We start from the raw sequence: 18,322 nt of genomic DNA, 5'->3' as shown, positions 1-18,322 counted from the left end.
CGTCCCCCATGTCCACCGTCTCACAGGCGATCGCCGAGCTCCGGGCCCGTGCGCGCCGCACCGTGCTGGCCGTCCCGGGCAGCAGCGTCAAGATGATCGGCAAGGCCCGCGGGCTCGAGGTCGACGAGGTCTTCCTCGATCTCGAGGACGCCGTGGCCGGCCCGGCCAAGGAGGAGGCGCGCCAGAACGTCGTGGACGCGCTGCTCGGGGGCGGGTTCGCGGCGCCCACCGTCGTGGTGCGGGTCAATGCGTGGGACACCGAGTACACGGTCCGCGACGTCACCGAGGTCGTGGGGCGCGCCGGGGCGCACCTCGACGCGCTGCTGCTGCCCAAGGTCCGCACGGCGGACGAGGTGGTGGCGCTGGACCTGGTGCTCACGCAGGTGGAGAAGGCGGCCGGGCTGCCGGAGGGCCACATCGGGATCGAGCCGCAGATCGAGGACGCGCTCGGCCTGACCAACATCGACGCCATCGCCACGGCGAGCCCGCGCGTGCTCACCCTGGTCTTCGGCCCCGCCGACTTCATGGCCTCGCTCGGTATGCGCACCCTGACGGTGGGCGAGCAACCGGAGGGCTACACGCCGGGCGACGCCTACCACCACGTCCTCATGACGATCCTCGTCGCGGCGCGGGCCCACGGGATCCAGGCGATCGACGGCCCCTACCTCAAGGTGCGCGACGAGGAGGGCTTCCGGCGGGCCGCCGGCCGCACGGCGGCGCTGGGCTACGACGGCAAGTGGGTGCTGCACCCCGCACAGGTCGACGCCGGCAACGAGGTCTTCAGTCCGCGACAGGAGGAGTTCGACAAGGCGGAGGGGATCCTCGCCGCGTACGCGCACTCGACATCCGTCGAGGGTGGTGCGCGCGGAGCGGTGATGTACGGCGACGAGATGCTCGACGAGGCCAGCCGCAAGATGGCGCTCGTCGTGTCGGCCCGGGGTCGCGCGGCGGGGATGACGGTCTCGGAGACGGCAGGGGAGGACCGATGACGACGCCGATGAATCCGGGGATGGGCCGCGGCCGGGGCGGGCAGACGCCCGGCCTGCCGACGCCGCCCACCGGCTGGGTGGTGGGGTCGTATCCCACCTACGCGCAGGCGCAGGCCGCTGTGGACCATCTCGCGGACGAGGAGTTCCCCGTCCACGAGGTGACCATCGTGGGCGTGGACCTCATGCAGGTCGAGCGGGTGACTGGCCGGCTGACCTGGCCCAAGGTGCTTGTCGGCGGGTTGGCGACGGGTGCGTGGCTCGGACTGTTCGTGGGCCTGCTACTCGGCATCTTCACCCAGCCGATGTGGGGCGTCGTGCTCACCGGCGTCGTCGCGGGCTCGGTGTTCGGTGTGGTCTCCACGTCCCTGTCCTACGCCGCCACCCGCGGCAAGCGGGACTTCGCCTCGACCTCGCAACTCGTGGCCGGGCGGTACGACGTGCTCTGCGAGCCGTCCAGTGCGGAGAAGGTCCGCGACGAGCTCACCCGCTTCGGGATGTCGTGACCGTCCTCGGCACCGTGCGGGCCCGGCTCGTGGGCGCGTACGGCACCGAGCCGCAGGAGGCGTCGGTGACCTTCCTCGGCGCCGCGCCCATCCGCGTGCTGCGTTTCGTCGACCCCGGCTCGGACCTGGTCCGGTACGTGACCCTGGGCTGCTCGGCCGAGCCGATGGGGGACCCGTCGGCGCTCGTGCCCGACCCCGCCGGGCCACGGGCCGAGTTGGCGATGTCCCTGCGCGGCGGCGTGGACGGCGTGGTCCGGGCGCTGGCCGTGCTCGCGGCCGCGCCTGCCGTCGAGGGGCTGGTCCTGGCCGAGGGTGCGCTCGTGGACCTCGGGGAACCGCTGTGGCCCGGGGCCGCGTTCACCGCCGTCGTCCTCCGCGAGCCGGAGGTCCCCGACGTGGAGCTCGACGGCGACGCCGCGCCCGTCCGCGTCCTGCGCGCGGTGCCCGTGACCCACACCGAGGCCGCCTGGGTGCGCCTCAAGGGCGCCGACGAGCTGGAGGCGGCCTGGCGCGAGGCCGGCGTCGACGTCACCGACCCCGCCCGACCGGCCGTCAACCCCGGCCGCACCGGCTGACGCCTGCCGGAACGCCTTCCCCCGCCAAGTCCGCCCGGGACCCGGCGCGGCCTGGTAGTGTGCGACACAAGGTACCTGGCGGTAGATGGGTTCAGGGAGGGTGATGACGACGATGGCGGCGGACGCCACCGGCACACAGCTCCGGCGGGGGGCGCTCGAGCTGGCCGTTCTCGCGGTGATCGGCCGCGCCCCGAGCTACGGCGGCGAGATCGTCGAGACCCTCGCCGGCCTGCCCGGCCTGGACACCGGTGCGGGAACCGTCTACCCGCTGCTCTCGCGCTTCCACCGCGCGGGCTGGGTGGAGACCACGTGGCAGGAGTCGCCCGCGGGCCCGCCGCGCAAGTACTACGCCCTCAGCCGCGCCGGACGGGCACAGCTGCGGGGACGGACCGAGGCCTGGCGGCAGCTCGCCGGGACCATGACCACGCTGCTCGGGGAGGGCCGGCCATGACCAGTTCCACGACGACGATCGACGCGTACGCTCGCCGCGTCGCCGCACACCTGCGACTGCGGGGCCGCCACGGGCGCGAGGCGCTCGCGACACTGCGGGAGGACCTGGCCGCCGCAGCGGGTGAGCTCGGCGAGGCGGAGGCGGTGGTGGGGTTCGGCTCGCCCGCCGAGACGGCGGCGGTGGGCCGTCCCGGTCTCCCTCGACCCGCGCGGCATCGGGGACCGGGCCCGCCGCGCCTTCGACCCGGGCGAGCCGCGGTTGTTCGTGCCGCGGGTCTACGGGCTGGGCTGGGACGTCAACCTCGGGGCGGTCGCCGTCCGCCTCGGGCTGCTGCGACCCGACGACCTCGACGACACCCAGTTCGCCGACATCCGTCCGGCCGAGCACGTGCGTGCCCGGGCCGGCCTGGCGGCGGCCACGGTGGCAACGGCGGGCCTCGTCGTCGTCGGGCTCCGCCGCGGCGCGGCGCTCCCCGCCCACTGGGGGCCCACCGGGCGTCCCGACCGGTGGGCACGGCCGCTCCCCGCGCTGGCCCCGGCGCTGGTGACGGCCGGGACCGCGGTTGCCCTGCCCGTGACGCTCGACGCCGCCGCGGCGGGACCCCGGGTGCGGGTCGGCGGCACCGTCGTCGGCACGGCGCTCGCCACCCTCGCCGCGGGACTGGCCGCGCTGACCGTGTACGGCGGCGACCGCCGCGTCGGACCGCTCGTCGCACCGGTGGCTGCCGGCGCCCTCGGCGCGGGCCTGGCGTCGGGCCACGCCTCGGTCCGGCCGGCGCTTCACCGCGCGTGGGCCACGGCGGAGAGGTGCTGACCATGGCGTTCGCCGATCTGTCAACCGCTGCGCGGGTGGCGCTCCGCGGTGGGCCCGATCGCGTTCCTCGCCACCGGCCGGCGGCCCTCGTGACGGCCGCGGGGGTCGCGGCGTACCGGCGGCGGGAGATCGGCTAGAGCCAGCGGTTCTTCCGGAAGAGCAGAAAGAGCCCCAGGCACACCAGCACCATGAACCCCACCACGACGAAGTACCCGTACTCGTCGTCCAGCTCGGGCATGTTCTCGAAGTTCATCCCGTAGATGCCGGCGATCATCGTGGGTACCGCGGCGATCGCCACCCAGGCGGAGATGCGCCGCATGTCCGTGTTCTGCTGCACGCCCACGATCGCCACCGCCGCGGTGACGAGCGAGGTGAGCTGCTCGTCGAGCGTCGTGACCTCCGCGGCCACGTGGGTGTGGTGGTCCTGGACGTCGCGGAAGTAGTGCCGGATCTCCGCGGGAACCGGCTCGAGGTGGTCCATGGTGAGCCGCCGCAGGGGCATCAGGAGCGGCGCGATGTTGTGCTTGAGCTCCAGGATCTCGCGTTTGAGGAAGTAGATCTGCTCGATGTCCACCGCCGAACGCGGCGTGAACACCGCGGACTCGAGCTCGTCCACGTCCCCGACCAGTTCGTCGGCGACCTCGACGTAGCTGTCCACCACCCGGTCGGCCACGGCGTGCATCACTGCGGCCGGACCCAGGCTGAGTCTTTCCGGCGCGCGCTCCAGCTCCTCCCGGAGGCCGCCCAGTCCGGGGAAGTCGCCGTGCCGGACGGTCATGACGAAGTCCCGCCCGAGCACCACCATGACCTCTCCCGAGGACACGATCTCGTTGGCCTCGGAGACGGATTCGTGCTCGATGTACTGGACCGTTGCCATGTTGAGCACCAGGGTGTCCTCGTAGGCCTCGAGCTTGGGACGCTGGCGACCACTGACCGCGTCCTCGACGATGAGCTCGTGGAGGCCGAAGACCGCCGCGACCGACTCCATCTGGTGCTGATCCGGGTCGTGCAACCCGATCCACACGAAGCCGCGGCCGTTCTCCCGGACCCGGCGGATCGCCGCGGCGTGCTCGTAGCGCCCGCGCTCGCGCCGCCCGTCGACGTAGATCCCGCAGTCGACGACCGCCCGTTCGACGGGCACGTGGAGGCGAGACGGGGCTGGCGTGGGACCGGCACCGTTCGTCCACCGCCGCCCGATCGTGGCCAACGGCACCCACCTCCTCTTCCGCCGGGATCGAGACTAACCTCTCGTCGAGGGCCCCCGTGTGCCGACGGGCGCCGGTGTTGCGAGACTGGCGGGGTGAGCCGCGTCGACGGGCGCGGCGGAACACGGAGAGGACGTGGGCGGATGCGGCGGACGGGACGGCGTGCCGGGGGACGTGTCGTGGCGCTGGCGGCCGCCGCCGCCGTGGGCCTGGCCGGGTGCCAGCTCGAGTCCTCCGTGGTCCCGGCCCACAGGCCGGCCCCGGTGGTCGTGGTCGCGACCGCCTCGTTCGGCGAGGCCGAGGTGGTGGGCCACATTTACGCCAACGCGCTCCTCCGCGACGGGTCCCGTGTCCGGTCGCTGCCGCAGTCCGGGACGCCGGAGGAGGTCCTTGACGCGGTCGTGACGGGGGAGACGACGTTCACCGTCGGATTCACCGGCGCACTCCTCGAACGCTACGACCCGTCGTCGGAGGCGACCTCGGCCGACGACGTCTACGCCGCGATGATGGCCGCCCTCCCCGAGGGGGTGACCGCGGCGGACCCGGCGCCCGCCGAAGACCGGCCCGTCTTCGCGGTTACCCGGCACAGCGCCGAGACCGGCGGCCTGCGGACGATGACCGACCTCGAGGGGCGGTGCGGAGAGTTCGCCCTCGGCGCCCGCCGGGAGGCGCTCGACGACCGGCGCCTCGCCGAGGCGGTGGGTGGGGCCTACGACTGCTCGTTCGGGCGCCGTGATGAAACCGGGCCCGATCCCCGCGCCCTGCTCGACGCGCTGCGCGCCGGGGAGGTCGACGTGGGCCTGGTCCACTCGGCGGACCCGATCCTCGACGAGGACGACATGGTGGTCCTCGACGACGACCGGGACGCGCTCCGCGCCCAGCAGATCGTCCCGGTGTTCCGCAAGGGCTCCCTCACCGAAGACCAGCTCACGCTGGTCAACCGGATCAGCGGCGAGCTCACCACCGAGGACGTCCGGGACCTGCTCGTGGGGGTCGAGGTCGGGTCGGCGACCCCGGCCGACCTCGCCAACCGCTGGCTGGACCAGCACGGGTACTGACCTCGCCCACAGACGCCGGTGCGCGGGTGACCCGGTGATCATCAGGTCACCCGCGCACCGGGTGGGGGTCAGGCGAAGGCCTGCTCCACGAGCTGCTTCTGCTCCACGGCGTGGACCTTGCTCAGGCCGGTGGACGTGGCGGCCATCGCACGGCGCGACACCCGCTTGAGCGGCGGGCAGTTCTCTACGAGCTCCGGCATCTGGATGGCGAGGAAGCTCCAGGCACCCTGGTTGGCCGGCTCCTCCTGCACCCACCGGACCTCGTGGAGGTTCGGGTAGCTGTCGAACGCCTCGCGCAGACGTCGGTAGGGCACCGGGTGGAGCTGTTCGAGGCGGACGATCGCGATGTCCTCGCGCTTCTCCTTCTCCTGCCGGGCGGCGAGCTCGTAGTAGAGCTTGCCGGAGACGAGCAGGATGGTCGTGACCTTGTCCCGGTCCCTGGCGCCGTCGGCGAAGGTCGGGTCGTCGAGCACCGACCGGAACTTGCCGGAGGTGAACGCCTCGATCGGGCTCACGGCCTTCTTGTTGCGCAGCATCGACTTGGGGGTGAAGACGATCTGCGGACGGTGGATCCCGTCGAGCGCGTGGCGACGCATGAGGTGGAAGTAGTTCGCCGGGGTGGACGGCTGCGCCACGGTCATCGAACCCTCCGCGCACAGCTGGAGGAAGCGCTCGATGCGCCCCGACGTGTGGTCCGGCCCCATGCCCTCGTGTCCGTGCGGCAGCAGCAGGCTGACCGACGAGGTCTGGCCCCACTTGGCCTCACCCGAGGAGATGTACTCGTCGATGATGGTCTGGGCGCCGTTGACGAAGTCGCCGAACTGTGCCTCCCACATGACGATCGCGTCCGGGTCGCCGACGGAGTATCCGTACTCGAAGCCGAGGCCGGCGTACTCCGTGAGCGCCGAGTTCCACACCTCGAACCGGCCCTCGGCGTCCAGGTGCTGGAGCGGCGAGTACGGCTCGGAGGTGGACTTGTCGATCACCACGGCGTGCCGCTGCGTGAAGGTGCCGCGCTGCGAGTCCTGGCCGGCGAGGCGGACCGTGCGGCCCTCGAGCACGAGGGAGCCGATGGCGAGCATCTCGGCGAACGCCCAGTCGATGTTGCCGTTGTAGGCCATCTTCTGACGGGCCTCGTAGACCGGCTTGACACGCGGGTGGATGTGGAAGTCCTCAGGCACCGAGCCGAACGCGTCGCCGATCGTGTGCAGGACCGACTCGTCCACCGCGGTGACGAGCCGCTTGGGCAGCGGCTGAGCCGGCAGGATCGACTCCGAGGCCTTGACCGGGTGCTTCTCGAGCTCGCGGACCTCGTTGAAGACCCGCTCGAGCTGGCCCTGGAAGTCGCGCAGCGCGGCCTCGGCCTCCTTCTCGGTGATGTCGCCACGACCGACCAGGTCCTCGGTGTAGGACTGGCGGACGCTCTTCTTGCCGTCGATCACCTCGTACATGCGCGGCTGCGTCATCGACGGGTCGTCCGCCTCGTTGTGGCCGCGGCGGCGGTAGCACACGAGGTCGATCACGACGTCCTTGTGGAACTCCTGGCGGAAGTCCATGGCCAGGCGCGCCACCCGGACGCAGGCCTCCGGGTCGTCGCCGTTGACGTGGAAGATCGGCGCGCCGGTCATCTTGGCGATGTCCGTGCAGTAGTGGCCCGAGCGCGCGGCCTCGGGCGCGGTGGTGAAGCCGATCTGGTTGTTGACGACGATGTGGATCGTGCCGCCGGTGCGGTAGCCGTCGATGCCCGCCAGGTTGAGGGTCTCGGCCACCACGCCCTGGCCGGCGAACGCGGCGTCGCCGTGGAGCATGAGCGGGACCACGGGGAACTGCGCGCGCCACTCCTCGTCCTCGATGAGGTCCTGCTTGGCGCGGACGATGCCCACGAGCACGGGGTCCACGGCCTCGAGGTGCGACGGGTTGGCGGTGAGCGAGACCTTGATCTCGTTCTCGCCGAACATCTGGTACTGGATGCCCTCGGCGCCCAGGTGGTACTTCACGTCGCCGGAGCCGTGCGCGGCCGAGGGGTCCATGTTGCCCTCGAACTCGGTGAAGATCTGCTTGTACGGCTTACCGACGATGTTGGCGAGCACGTTGAGTCGGCCACGGTGCGGCATGCCGATGACGACCTCGTCGAGCGCGAACTCGGCGGCCTCGTCGATCACCGCGTCCATCATGGGGATGACCGACTCGGCGCCCTCGAGCGAGAAGCGCTTCTGGCCGACGTACTTGGTCTGCAGGAAGGTCTCGAACGCCTCGGCGGCGTTGACCTTGGACAGGATGTACTTCTGCTCGGCGACGGTCGGCTTGTCGTCGACACCCTCGACGCGGTCCTGGATCCACTGGCGCTGCTCGTTCTCGAGGATATGGGTGTACTCGATGCCGATCTTGCGGCAGTAGGCGGCGCGGAGGGAGGACAGGACGTCGCGCAGGCGCATCTTGTCCTTGCCCACGAAGCCGCCCACCGAGAACTTGCGGTCGAGGTCCCACAGCGTGAGCTCGTGGGTGTTGACGTCGAGGTCCGGGTGGAAGTTCCGGCTGCGCTGGGCGTGCATGCCGTCGAGCGGATCGATGTCGGCCATGAGGTGGCCGCGGTCGCGGTAGGCCGCGATGAGCTCGAGGACGCGGGCGTCCTTGTCCACGCGCGGGTCGGTGATGTCCTGGCGCCACCGGACCGGCTCGTACGGGATCCGGAGGGAACCGAAGATCTCGTCGTAGAACTGGTCGGAGAGCAGCAGCCGGTGGATCTCCCGGAGGAACTCGCCCGACTCGGCGCCCTGGATGATCCGGTGGTCATAGGTCGAGGTGAGCGTGGTGACCTTGCCGATGCCGTTCTTGGCCAGCAGCTCCTCGCTCGAGCCCTGGAACTCCGCCGGGTACTCCATGGCACCCACGCCGATGATCGCGCCCTGGCCCACGGTGAGGCGGGGGACCGAGTGGACGGTGCCGATGCCGCCGGGGTTGGTCAGCGAGATGGTGACGCCCGAGAAGTCGTCCATCGTGAGCTTGCCCTGGCGGGCGCGGGAGACGATGTCCTCGTAGGCGTCGAGGAAGCCGCGGAAGGTGAGCGTCTCACAGTTGCGGATGGCGGCCACGACGAGGGAGCGACCGCCCTTGGTCTTCATGTCGATCGCCAGCCCCAGGTTGATGCCCGTGGGCGTCACCGTGGTGGGCTTGCCGTCGACCTCCTCGTAGTGGTTGTTCATGTTCGGGTACACCTTGACGGCCTGGACCATGGCGTACCCGATGAGGTGCGTGAAGGAGATCTTGCCGCCGCGCGTGCGCTTGAGGTGGTTGTTGATGACGACGCGGTTGTCCATCATCAGCTTGGCCGGGACCGCGCGCACCGAGGTCGCGGTGGGCAGCGTGAGCGACGCGTTCATGTTCTTGACGATCGCGTTCGCCGCGCCGCGCAGGACCTTCTTCTCCGCCTCCGCCGGCGGGGAGTACTCGGGCCGGCTCTTCGGCTCGGCCGGCTGCGCCGCGGCGGCCTTCTTACGCTCCGCGGCGGGCCGCGGGCGGGGTGCGGGGACTCCCTCGCCGCGGGACTTGCGCTCGGACGAGGCATCGGGCCCGGGCTTGGCGGCGACGTCCTTGGCGGAGGCCTCGGGGGTGAGGTCCTCGATCGTCACCTCGGAGGTCTCCTGAGTGGTGGCGTCGGGGGTGGCGTTGTCTCCCTCGCCCTCGCCCGCCTTCTTGTCCACCTTCTTGGGTCCCTTGTCGCCGCTCTTCGCGGAACTCTTGGCGGCGCCCTTCCCGGAGCTCTTGCCGGACGCACCTCCGGCGGACGAGGACGCACGGGTGCCGTCGCCCGAGGAGGAGGCGGCCCCGGGGTTGGCGTCGAAGAACTCGTGCCAGGACTTGTCGACAGACGAGGGGTCCTGGGAGAACCTCTCGTACATCTCGTCGACGAGCCACTGGTTCTGGCCGAATTGTGAGACGGTGCTGCTCACGGCGTGGTGGTGCCTCTCTCATCTGTGGTGGGTTTCACACGTCAATGCTCACAGGCTAGTCGTTTCCCGCGGGGCCGGTCGGCTGATGCCACCTGACAAGGGGGATCGGTCAGCCGGCGGCGGTCGCGGGCCACCCAGTGGGCGGGGTGCCGAAGGTCGCGTGCGCGGTGTCGACGACGACCCGGCCGAGTCGCCGGTTGCCCCAGCCGCCGATCGCGGCGCCGATACCCGCGGGGGCGAGCTTGCCCAGGGCGAGGGTGGCGCGCTTGGTGGCGTACCGCTTGAGGAAGCGCTTCATGAGCTTGCTGTTGACCTCCTTGACCGAGGGCAGCCGGATCGCGCGGCCCGCGAGCGAGCCGCCGGCCGCGGCGCCCCCGCCGGAGCCCACCGCGTTGGACAGGATCGCGGTTCCGGACGCGCCGAGCATGATCGTCATGACGAGCATCTCCTCCTGCGCGGTGTCGGAGACGTCGACGCCGTGGATCTCGGCCACGGCGAGGGTGTAGAACGCGGCCGCCTCGACGAAGATCAGCGACTCGACGCCGATCGCCCCGAGGGCGAGCACCGTGCCCACCCCCGGCACCGCGGCGGTCGCGCCCACCGCGGTGCCGGAGGCGGTCACCAGGGTGAGGAACCGCGAGTCGAGCCGCTTACGCAGGCGGGCGGGGCTCTCGGTGGGGTGGTCCTCGCGGAGCTTGTGGACGTAGTCCCTCGCCGCGCCGGTCTGGGCGCGGACAGCCCGGCGCAGGGCGACGGTGACGAGCCCGGCCAGCGGACCGGAGGTCTTGTCGGTGACGGGGGTGTTGTCGGACATGCGGTTCCTCTGGGCGTCGGACATTTTCTCGTCCCACCACGGTACGGGGCCGCCGCCGGCCTCGCCGGGACTCGCGTCAGGGCAGGACCTGATCCGTGTACTCGTTGGCGAAGACGCGGTCGGGGTCGAGGCGGTCGCGCACCGCGACCACGTCGTCGAAGTGCTCGAGGGCTGGCGCGAGGTCGGCGGCCGTGCGCGTATGCATCTTGCCCCAGTGGGGGCGGCCGTCGGCGGCGAGGAAGATCTCCTCGGCGAAGCGGAAGTACTCCCGGTTGTCCATCGCGTGGTACTGGTGCACGGCGATGTAGCAGACGTCGCGCCCGTGGGCGGTGGAGAGCCACACGTCGTCGGCGGCGGAAAAGCGGACCTCGACGGGGATCGGGGTGACGATCCCCGAGCGGTCGATCGCCGCCCGCAGGTCAGTGAGGACGTCGGCGGCGCACTCGACGGGCACCGCGTACTCCATCTCGGTGAACCGGACCCGGCGCGGCGAGGCGAACACGCGGTAACTGCGGTCGGTGAAGGTCCGCGCGGAAAGCGCCCGGGAGGTGAGGCGGTTGATCCGAGGGGTGAGCGCGGGCCGGCGCGCGGCGGCGCGGCACACCACGTCGTAGACCTCGTTGCTGAGGAACTCGTCGCTGACCAGCTCGCGGAAGCGGCTCACGGGGGCGAGGACGGTGTCACCGGGCAATCGGGTGTTGCGCTTGACGTTGATGTTGTCGGTGTGGGGGAACCAGAAGAACTCGGCGTGGTCGGCCGACCGGGCGAAGCCCTCGAGGTCGGCGAGCGCGGCGTCGAGCGTCCACGGCTGCTCCTCGGCGCGCAGGGCGAAGGCCGGCACGCAGTGGACGGTCATCTTGGTGATGATCCCGAGCGCGCCGAGTCCCAGGCGCGCCGACTCGAACACCTCGGGGTGCGACTCCCGAGTGCAGGAGAGGACGGAGCCGTCGGCCGTGACGAGCTGGAGTCCGACGACGGTGGCGGGCAGTCCCGGGAACCCGGTGCCCGTGCCGTGGGTTCCGGTGGAGACGGCGCCGGCGAGGGACTGCCCGGCGAAGTCGCCGAGGTTGGGCTGGGCCAGGCCGAGGTCCCACAGCAGAGGGCCGAGTCGGTGGAGCCGGGTCCCGGCCCACACGGTGACGTCCGCGCCGTCAACGGTCCCGTCGGCGGCCCGCGTCGGCACGATTGACTCGATACCGGTGAGGTCGTCGAGGGAGACCAGTACCCCGCTCGTGGCGGCGGCGGGGGTGAAGGAGTGCCCGGCGCCCACGCACTTGACGGTGCGACCCCGCTCGGCGGCGGCGGTGACGACGGAGGCCACCTCGGCGACGGTCGTGGGGGCAGCCCGCTCGGCGGGGTTCGCGGTGACGTTCCCGGCCCAGTTGCGCCACGGGCCTGTGCTTGCACTCATGGATCAGGACGATACCCCCGCGAGCGGCCCCCGGAGCGTTGTTCCTGGACGCCCGACCTGCTGTGGTCACCCGCGCCGTGAAGCGCCCGGCCGCCCGGGGTGCTCGTCGTACGATGGATCGGTGACCCGCAGACTCCCGGCCGAGCAGCGCCGCGCCCAGCTCCTCCAGGCCGCACTCCAGATCGCCGAGCACAACGGCCTCGGCGCGGTGACGGTGCGCGGCGTGGCCGAGCGCGCCGGCGTCTCGCTCGGTGTCGTGCACTACTGCTACACGGACAAGGAGGAGCTCCTCAGCGAGGTCATCAACGCGGTCAACGCGGAGGTCCACCAGGCCGCGGCCGCCTTCCTCAACGTCGACTTCGGCTCCGGGGAGCAGGGGCCGGAGGGGCTGCGCCGTCGCCTGTACGACGCCATCGACCTCATCTGGGCCGTCATCTCCGCCTCGCCGGACCGCCAGCTGCTCACCTACGAGATCATCACGTACTCGCTGCGTACCCACGGCGTGCCCGAGGTGGGGCTGGCCCGGGACCAGCAGGACTCGAACGAGGACATTGTGCGCATCGTGCTGGAGCGCACCGCCGAGTCCGCCGGTATGCGGTGGACGAGCGGGCTCGACGCGATGGTCAAGCTCGTCATGTGCCTGGTCGAGGGCATCGGTCTGCGGTGGCAGATCTATCGGGACGACCACGACGCGACCGCCCTGCTGCACCACGGCGTGGACCTCGTGGTGGCCGGTGCGGTCCCGGCCGACGGCGGCTAGCGTGGGAGCAATGGCCCGCACTTCGGACACCGTCGACGCGATCGGGGCGGCCACCGCCCACCTCGACCCCCCTCTGGCCGCGCTCCACCTGCCGAGCCTGCGCGCCAACCTCGCCGACCTGCGCCGCCGCGCGGGCGGCACCCGGATCCGCATCGCGAGCAAGTCCGTCCGGTGCCGCGGGGTGCTCGCCGAGGCGCTCGGCGCCGGGCTCCGCGGCGACGACGGGGTCCGCGGGATCATGGCCTATTCCCTGTCCGAGGCGCTGTGGCTCGTGGGCCACGGGTGTGACGACGTCCTGCTGGGCTATCCGACGGTCGACCGGGCGGCGCTCGCCCGGCTGGGGGCGGACCCCACGGCGCTGGCCGCCGTGACGCTCATGGTGGACGACGTGCGCCAGCTCGAGATCGCCCACGCCGCCGGCGCGGTGGGGGCACGGGTGTGCGTGGACGTGGACGCCTCGCTGCGCCTGGGCCCGATCCACCTCGGGGTCCGGCGGTCGCCGCTGCGCGGCCCGGACGACGTGGAGCCGGTGGCGCGGCGCGCGGTGGAGCTCGGGTTCCATGTGGTCGGCGCGATGTTCTACGAGGCACAGGTGGCCGGGGTGCAGGACAACGTGCGCGGCATCGGGCTGGTCAAGCGCGCCTCTCTGCGCCGCCTCCTCGGTGTGCGCGAGGCGGTCGCCGCGCGGCTGGCCGACGTCACGGGTCGGCGCCCCGAGATCGTCAACTCGGGCGGCTCGGGCTCCCTCGCGGAGAGCGCGGCGGACCCCGCCGTCACCGAGGTCACGGCGGGGTCGGGGCTCTTCGTTCCGGGCCTGTTCGACCACTACCGCTCGTTCACCCCACGCCCGGCGCTGTTCTTCGCGCTGCCCGCTGTGCGCACCCCGGCCCGCGGCCTCACCACCTTCCTCTACGGCGGGTACCCGGCCTCCGGCGTGCCCGGGTGGGACCGCCTGCCCGTCCCGGTGCGCCCGGCGGGCCTGCGCTACCTGCCCCGCGAGGGGGCGGGGGAGGTCCAGACCCCGGTGCGTGGGGACGTCGCGATCGGGGACCGGGCCTGGTGGCGCCACGCCAAGGCGGGGGAGCTCTGCGAGCGGTTCGACGCGATCCACGTGGTGGACGACGACGAGGCCGGCGGCTCCGGACCGCGGATCGTCGAGACCTGGCCGACGTACAGGGGAGAAGGGAAGTGCTTCGGATGACCGGCGGCACCGGCGGGGTGACCGACGAGGCGCGGGCCCGGCTGCACGCGGAGGCGGTGGCGATCACCGCCGAGCTCGTGGCGATCGACTCCACCAACACGGGCGACCCGGCGACGATCGGCGACGGCGAGACCCGGGTGTGCCTGCGCATCGCCGAACTGCTCGACGAGGTCGGCATCGCCAGCGAGCTCGTCGAGTCGGTCCCCGGGCGGGGCAGCCTCTTCGCGCGGATCGAGGGTGCCGACCCGGCGGCGGGCGGGCTCGTCGTCCACGGGCACGTCGACGTCGTCCCCGCCGTGGCCGAGGACTGGTCGGTCCCGCCCTTCGCCGGGGAGATCCGCGACGGGTGGCTCTACGGGCGTGGAACCGTGGACATGAAGGACATGCTCGGCATGGTGCTCGCCGTGGTCCGCCACCACCGCCGCGAGGGGATCGTCCCGCGCCGGCCCCTGCTCCTGGCGTTCTTCGCCGACGAGGAGGCCGCCGGCGTCATGGGCGCCCAGTGGGTGGTCCGCGAACGTCCCGACCTCTTCGACGGGATGACCCACGCGCTCAGCGAGGTCGGGGGCTTCTCCGTGCCGGTCGCCGGGCGGCGCCTCTACCCGATCGCCGTGGCGGAGAAGGGCGTCGCGTGGGCGAGCGTGCGCGCGCACGGCACGGCGGCGCACGCCTCCCGGCCCACCGCGGACAACGCCGTGGCCGCGGTCGCCGGCGCGGTCCACCGGGTGGCCACCCGGGAGTACCCGGTGGCGCCCACCGAGGCCAACACCGCGCTCGCGGCGGCGGTCGGCGAGATCGCGGGCGTGAGCGGCGAGGTCGCCGACCTGCCCGCGCACCTGGACGTGCTCGGGCACTTCGGTCCGGTCGTGGGGGCCTCGCTCTCGCACACCGCCTCGCCCACCGTCCTGTCCGCCGGCTACAAGACCAACGTCATCCCCACGGAGGCGCGCGCCGAGATCGACTGCCGCGTGCTGCCGGGCGGCGAGGACACCTTCCGCGCCGAGATCGAGGAGACCCTCGGGCCGGACGTCGAGGTCGAGTGGATCTGGGCGCCGCCCATCGCCGCCCCCGCCGACGACCCGCTCGTCGGGGTGATCACCGACGCCGTCCGCGAGTCGGACCCGGACGCCCTCGTCGTGCCCTACCTCCTGCCCGCCAGCACGGACAACAAGCACCTCGCCCCGCTGGGGATCGCCGGCTACGGCTTCGTACCCCTGCGGGTGCCCCACGACTTCGACGTGTTCGGCCACTTCCACGCCGTCGACGAGCGGGTGCCCGTGGACGCGCTGCACTTCGGCGCCGACGTCCTCGACCGCGTCCTCCGATCGGCGTGACGGGACGGCTGTCCGGGGCGTCGACCGGGCGGGGGGAGAGGGCACCGGCCCCGCGCATCCCCGCGGACGTGTGGGTGCTCGTCGCCGCGGCGTTCGCCGTGGCGATCGGGTACGGCCTCGTCGCCCCGGTCCTGCCGCAGTTCGCGCGGAGCTTCGACGTCTCGGTGGCGGCCGCGTCCGTGGTGGTGAGCGCGTTCGCGTTCTTCCGCCTGGTCTTCGCCCCCGCCGGAGGGGTTCTGGTGGACCGGCTCGGAGAGCGCCGGGTCTACATGACCGGACTCCTCGTCGTCGCCGTCTCCACCCTGGCCACCGGGTTGGCCCAGTCGTACTGGCAGCTCCTCGTCTTCCGCGGTCTCGGGGGCCTCGGCTCCACGATGTTCACCATCTCGGCCATGGCACTGCTCGTGCGGATCTCGCCGCCGGAGGCGCGCGGCCGGATCTCGGGGCTGTACGCAACGGCCTTCCTCGTGGGCAACATCGGCGGGCCGGTCCTCGGCGGCCTGCTCGCCGGGTTCGGCATGCGGGTGCCGTTCTTCGTCTACGCCGCCAGCCTGCTCGTGGCCACCGCCGTCGTCGCCGTCTTCCTCCGCGGCGGGCGGCGCCGCGCCCCCGACGACCCCACCTCCACCCAGCCCGTCCTCGAGCTCTCCGAGGCGCTGCGCGACAGCGGGTACCGGGCGGCGTTGGTGTCGAGCTTCGTCAACGGGTGGACCTCGTTCGGCGTCCGGGTGGCGATCATCCCGCTCTTCGCCGCCGCGACCTTCGACGCCGGCGCCGGGATCGCCGGGACCGCGCTCGCCTCGTTCGCGGTGGGCACGGCGAGCGTCGTCGCCGCGGCCGGGAGGCTCTCGGACCGGTTCGGCCGCCGTCCGCTGGTGATCGCGGGGCTGCTCGTGTCGGGGTCGGCAACCTTCGTGCTGGGCTGGTGCGACACGGTGCCGCTGCTCGTGGCGACGTCCGTCGTGGCGGGCATGGGGGCGGGTGTGCTCAACCCTGCGCAACAGGCCGCGGTGGCCGACGTCGTGGGCGCCGACCGCGCGGGCGGCAAGGTGCTCGCCACGTTCCAGATGGCCAGCGACTCCGGCGCGATCCTCGGGCCGGTCGTGGTGGGACTGGCGGTGGACCGGTTCGGCTACACCGTCGGCTTCGCGCTCTCCGGCGGACTGCTCCTGGCCGCTGTCGTCCCGTGGTTGTTCGCGCGCGAGACCCACACCCACCACCGGGCGGAGCCGACGGGGGAGTGACCTGCGACGTCGTCTCGCGTGCCGGGGGCCGGAGGCCGTAGCATGGGAGACCTCATGAACACTGACGACGACGACCGTACCGCCGCTTCCGGCGACGAGGTCGACCACGACGCCCCGACGTTCGCCGACATGGGGCTCGCGCCCGAGGTCGCCAAGGCCGTCATCGACGTCGGCTACGAGATCCCGTCGGCGATCCAGGCCGCCACCATCCCGCTCGTCCTCGCCGGTCGCGACGTCGTGGGCCTCGCCCAGACCGGTACCGGCAAGACGGCGGCGTTCGCGCTGCCGATCCTCTCGCTCATCGACCCGGCGGTGAAGGCCCCGCAGGCGCTCGTCCTGGCGCCCACCCGCGAACTCGCGCTCCAGGTGGCCGAGGCGTGCGTGACGTACTCGGCGCACCTGCCGACGGTCAACGTGCTGCCGATCTACGGCGGCCAGGCCTACGGCATCCAGCTCTCGGGCCTGCGCCGCGGCGCGCAGATCATCGTGGGTACGCCGGGCCGTGTCATCGACCATCTGGAGAAGGGCACCCTCGACCTCTCGGGCCTGCGCCACCTCGTCCTCGACGAGGCCGACGAGATGCTCACCATGGGCTTCCAGGAGGACGTCGAGCGGATCCTCTCCGACACCCCGGAGTCGACCCAGGTCTGCCTGTTCTCGGCCACCATGCCCGCGGCCATCCGTCGTATCTCGCAGCAGTATCTCACCGATCCCGCCGAGGTGAAGGTGGCGTCCAGGACGGCCACGGCCTCGACGATCGAGCAGCGCTACGTCCTGGTCCATCACCGCGACAAGCTCGACGCGCTCACGCGGATCCTCGAGGTCGAGGACTTCGACGCGATGATCATGTTCGTCCGCACCAAGCAGGCCACGGAGGAGCTCGCCGAGCGCCTGCGGGCCCGCGGATTCTCGGCGGCGCCGATCAACGGCGACATCCCGCAGAACCTCCGCGAGCGCACCATCGACGCGCTCAAGGACGGGCGGACCGACATCCTCGTGGCCACGGACGTGGCGGCGCGTGGCCTCGACGTGCCCCGGATCAGCCACGTCGTCAACTACGACATCCCGCACGACACGGAGTCCTACGTCCACCGCATCGGCCGCACCGGCCGTGCGGGTCGCAGCGGCCACGCTCTGCTCTTCGTCACCCCCCGTGAGCGGAGGCTGCTCGCGCAGATCGAGCGGGCCACACGCCAGCCGCTGACCGAGATCCAGCTGCCCAGCGTGGACGACGTCAACGAGATGCGTATGCAGAAGTTCGCGCAGTCCATCACCGAGAGCCTCGAGGACCCCAACATCGCCCTCTTCCGGCGACTGGTCGAGGAGTACGCCTCCGAGCACTCGGTCTCGATGTCCGACATCGCCGCGGCGCTGGCCACCCAGTCGCGCAACTCGGACGAGTTCCTCATGAAGGAGCCCGAGCGGCCCGCGCGCCGGCAGGACGACCGGCGTGACCGCCGGGACGACCGGGGGGACCGCCGCGACCGCGGGCCCCGGGACTTCGACGGCCCGCGCCCGTCGCGTTCGGGCAAGGACATGGCCCAGTTCCGGATCGCGGTGGGCAAGCGGAACAACGTCAAGCCGGGCTCGATCATGGGTGCGCTGGCCAACGAGGCGGGCCTGCGGGGCGGCGACATCGGGCGCATCTCCATCCGCTTCGACCACTCGCTCGTCGAGCTCCCCGCCGACCTGCCTGCCGACCAGCTCGCGTCGATGAAGGGCATCCGGGTCGGGGGCCAGGAGATCGACATCCGGCCCGACTCGGGCCCGCCCGCCGGGCGCCCGTCCTCGTTCCGGTCCGATCGCGGCGACCACCGCGGGGGACGGGGAGGCCGCGGCGGGTACCGCGGCGACCGGAGCGACGGGGGATACCGCCGGGGTGACGACGGCGAGGGCCGCCGCGGCGGGTTCCGTGGCCGTTCCGGGGGTGGCCAGGGCCGCTACTGAGCCCAGGCCTCTCGACAGCGCGTGCGGGGAGGGGCGACCACCGACCCCGTGTTCGAACACTTGCGCT

Annotated in this window: 15 protein-coding genes; 11 read left to right on the top strand and 4 right to left on the bottom strand. The window is 72.3% G+C overall.

Going from position 1 to position 18,322, the window contains the following annotated elements; genetic code table 11:
• Positions 1-8 precede the first annotated feature (8 nt).
• The 5 genes from ACH0BZ_RS04510 to ACH0BZ_RS04490 all read left to right on the top strand — a co-directional run bounded on the left by ACH0BZ_RS04510 (position 9) and on the right by ACH0BZ_RS04490 (position 3,331).
• On the top strand, positions 9-989 hold the full coding sequence (locus tag ACH0BZ_RS04510) for an HpcH/HpaI aldolase/citrate lyase family protein (RefSeq protein ID WP_406896759.1): 981 nt from the start codon (positions 9-11) through the stop codon (positions 987-989).
• Positions 986-1,492, top strand: a complete 507-nt coding sequence (locus tag ACH0BZ_RS04505; RefSeq protein WP_406896758.1) for a general stress protein — start codon at positions 986-988, stop codon at positions 1,490-1,492. The genes ACH0BZ_RS04510 and ACH0BZ_RS04505 overlap by 4 nt, the downstream gene beginning before the upstream one ends.
• On the top strand, positions 1,489-2,067 hold the full coding sequence (locus ACH0BZ_RS04500; protein WP_406896757.1) for a suppressor of fused domain protein: 579 nt from the start codon (positions 1,489-1,491) through the stop codon (positions 2,065-2,067). The genes ACH0BZ_RS04505 and ACH0BZ_RS04500 overlap by 4 nt, the downstream gene beginning before the upstream one ends.
• A 103-nt stretch (positions 2,068-2,170) precedes the next feature.
• Positions 2,171-2,518: a PadR family transcriptional regulator gene (locus tag ACH0BZ_RS04495; protein WP_406896756.1), complete on the top strand. Its 348-nt coding sequence runs from the start codon at positions 2,171-2,173 to the stop codon at positions 2,516-2,518.
• A 258-nt stretch (positions 2,519-2,776) separates the two neighbouring features.
• Positions 2,777-3,331, top strand: coding sequence for a hypothetical protein (locus ACH0BZ_RS04490; protein ID WP_406896755.1), 555 nt, complete (start codon positions 2,777-2,779; stop codon positions 3,329-3,331).
• Between the two features lie 133 nt (positions 3,332-3,464).
• Here ACH0BZ_RS04490 and ACH0BZ_RS04485 read toward each other — a convergent pair whose 3' ends face one another.
• Positions 3,465-4,538, bottom strand: a complete 1,074-nt coding sequence (locus tag ACH0BZ_RS04485; protein WP_406896793.1) for a magnesium and cobalt transport protein CorA — start codon at positions 4,536-4,538, stop codon at positions 3,465-3,467.
• A gap of 177 nt (positions 4,539-4,715) precedes the next feature.
• Here ACH0BZ_RS04485 and ACH0BZ_RS04480 point away from each other — a divergent pair, with 177 nt between their 5' ends.
• Positions 4,716-5,594: a glycine betaine ABC transporter substrate-binding protein gene (locus tag ACH0BZ_RS04480; protein WP_406896754.1), complete on the top strand. Its 879-nt coding sequence runs from the start codon at positions 4,716-4,718 to the stop codon at positions 5,592-5,594.
• A 68-nt stretch (positions 5,595-5,662) separates the two neighbouring features.
• Here ACH0BZ_RS04480 and ACH0BZ_RS04475 read toward each other — a convergent pair whose 3' ends face one another.
• The 3 genes from ACH0BZ_RS04475 to ACH0BZ_RS04465 form a co-directional block, all read right to left on the bottom strand.
• Positions 5,663-9,544, bottom strand: coding sequence for a multifunctional oxoglutarate decarboxylase/oxoglutarate dehydrogenase thiamine pyrophosphate-binding subunit/dihydrolipoyllysine-residue succinyltransferase subunit (locus ACH0BZ_RS04475; RefSeq protein ID WP_406896753.1), 3,882 nt, complete (start codon positions 9,542-9,544; stop codon positions 5,663-5,665).
• 109 nt (positions 9,545-9,653) lie between these two features.
• On the bottom strand, positions 9,654-10,358 hold the full coding sequence (locus ACH0BZ_RS04470; RefSeq protein ID WP_406896752.1) for a hypothetical protein: 705 nt from the start codon (positions 10,356-10,358) through the stop codon (positions 9,654-9,656).
• 76 nt (positions 10,359-10,434) lie between these two features.
• Entirely contained in the window at positions 10,435-11,769 is a 1,335-nt protein-coding gene (locus tag ACH0BZ_RS04465) for a D-arabinono-1,4-lactone oxidase (RefSeq protein WP_406896751.1), read from the bottom strand.
• A 121-nt stretch (positions 11,770-11,890) separates the two neighbouring features.
• Between ACH0BZ_RS04465 and ACH0BZ_RS04460 the strand changes: the two genes are divergently transcribed.
• The 5 genes from ACH0BZ_RS04460 to ACH0BZ_RS04440 are packed head-to-tail and all read left to right on the top strand — an operon-like array spanning position 11,891 to position 18,255.
• The gene (locus ACH0BZ_RS04460; RefSeq protein ID WP_406896750.1) at positions 11,891-12,529 is read left to right on the top strand and encodes a TetR/AcrR family transcriptional regulator; all 639 of its coding nucleotides are present in this window, start codon (positions 11,891-11,893) and stop codon (positions 12,527-12,529) included.
• A gap of 10 nt (positions 12,530-12,539) precedes the next feature.
• Complete coding sequence (locus ACH0BZ_RS04455; RefSeq protein ID WP_406896749.1) at positions 12,540-13,730, top strand: amino acid deaminase/aldolase; 1,191 nt, start codon at positions 12,540-12,542, stop codon at positions 13,728-13,730.
• Complete coding sequence (locus tag ACH0BZ_RS04450; RefSeq protein WP_406896748.1) at positions 13,727-15,064, top strand: M20/M25/M40 family metallo-hydrolase; 1,338 nt, start codon at positions 13,727-13,729, stop codon at positions 15,062-15,064. The genes ACH0BZ_RS04455 and ACH0BZ_RS04450 overlap by 4 nt, the downstream gene beginning before the upstream one ends.
• Entirely contained in the window at positions 15,061-16,308 is a 1,248-nt protein-coding gene (locus ACH0BZ_RS04445) for an MFS transporter (RefSeq protein ID WP_406896747.1), read from the top strand. The genes ACH0BZ_RS04450 and ACH0BZ_RS04445 overlap by 4 nt, the downstream gene beginning before the upstream one ends.
• Before the next feature lie 54 nt (positions 16,309-16,362).
• Positions 16,363-18,255: a DEAD/DEAH box helicase gene (locus ACH0BZ_RS04440; RefSeq protein ID WP_406896746.1), complete on the top strand. Its 1,893-nt coding sequence runs from the start codon at positions 16,363-16,365 to the stop codon at positions 18,253-18,255.
• Positions 18,256-18,322: the final 67 nt, after the last annotated feature.

Origin of the sequence: Dietzia sp. 179-F 9C3 NHS, from assembly GCF_045369825.1 — a bacterium.
Classification (GTDB): Bacteria; Actinomycetota; Actinomycetes; order Mycobacteriales; family Mycobacteriaceae; genus Dietzia.
The sequence above is the reverse complement of the archived record's forward strand: the minus strand, read 5'-3'. Positions and strand labels throughout refer to the sequence as shown.

Excerpts from the sequence above, each read along its gene's own strand:
- ACH0BZ_RS04470 (WP_406896752.1), bottom strand. The coding sequence starts at position 10,358 with ATGTCCGACAACACCCCCGTCACCGACAAGACCTCCGGTCCGCTGGCC.
- ACH0BZ_RS04465 (WP_406896751.1), bottom strand. The coding sequence starts at position 11,769 with ATGAGTGCAAGCACAGGCCCGTGGCGCAACTGGGCCGGGAACGTCACC.
- ACH0BZ_RS04495 (WP_406896756.1), top strand. The coding sequence starts at position 2,171 with ATGACGACGATGGCGGCGGACGCCACCGGCACACAGCTCCGGCGGGGG.
- ACH0BZ_RS04440 (WP_406896746.1), top strand. The coding sequence starts at position 16,363 with ATGAACACTGACGACGACGACCGTACCGCCGCTTCCGGCGACGAGGTC.
- ACH0BZ_RS04450 (WP_406896748.1), top strand. The coding sequence starts at position 13,727 with ATGACCGGCGGCACCGGCGGGGTGACCGACGAGGCGCGGGCCCGGCTG.
- ACH0BZ_RS04505 (WP_406896758.1), top strand. The coding sequence starts at position 986 with ATGACGACGCCGATGAATCCGGGGATGGGCCGCGGCCGGGGCGGGCAG.
- ACH0BZ_RS04455 (WP_406896749.1), top strand. The coding sequence starts at position 12,540 with ATGGCCCGCACTTCGGACACCGTCGACGCGATCGGGGCGGCCACCGCC.
- ACH0BZ_RS04510 (WP_406896759.1), top strand. The coding sequence starts at position 9 with ATGTCCACCGTCTCACAGGCGATCGCCGAGCTCCGGGCCCGTGCGCGC.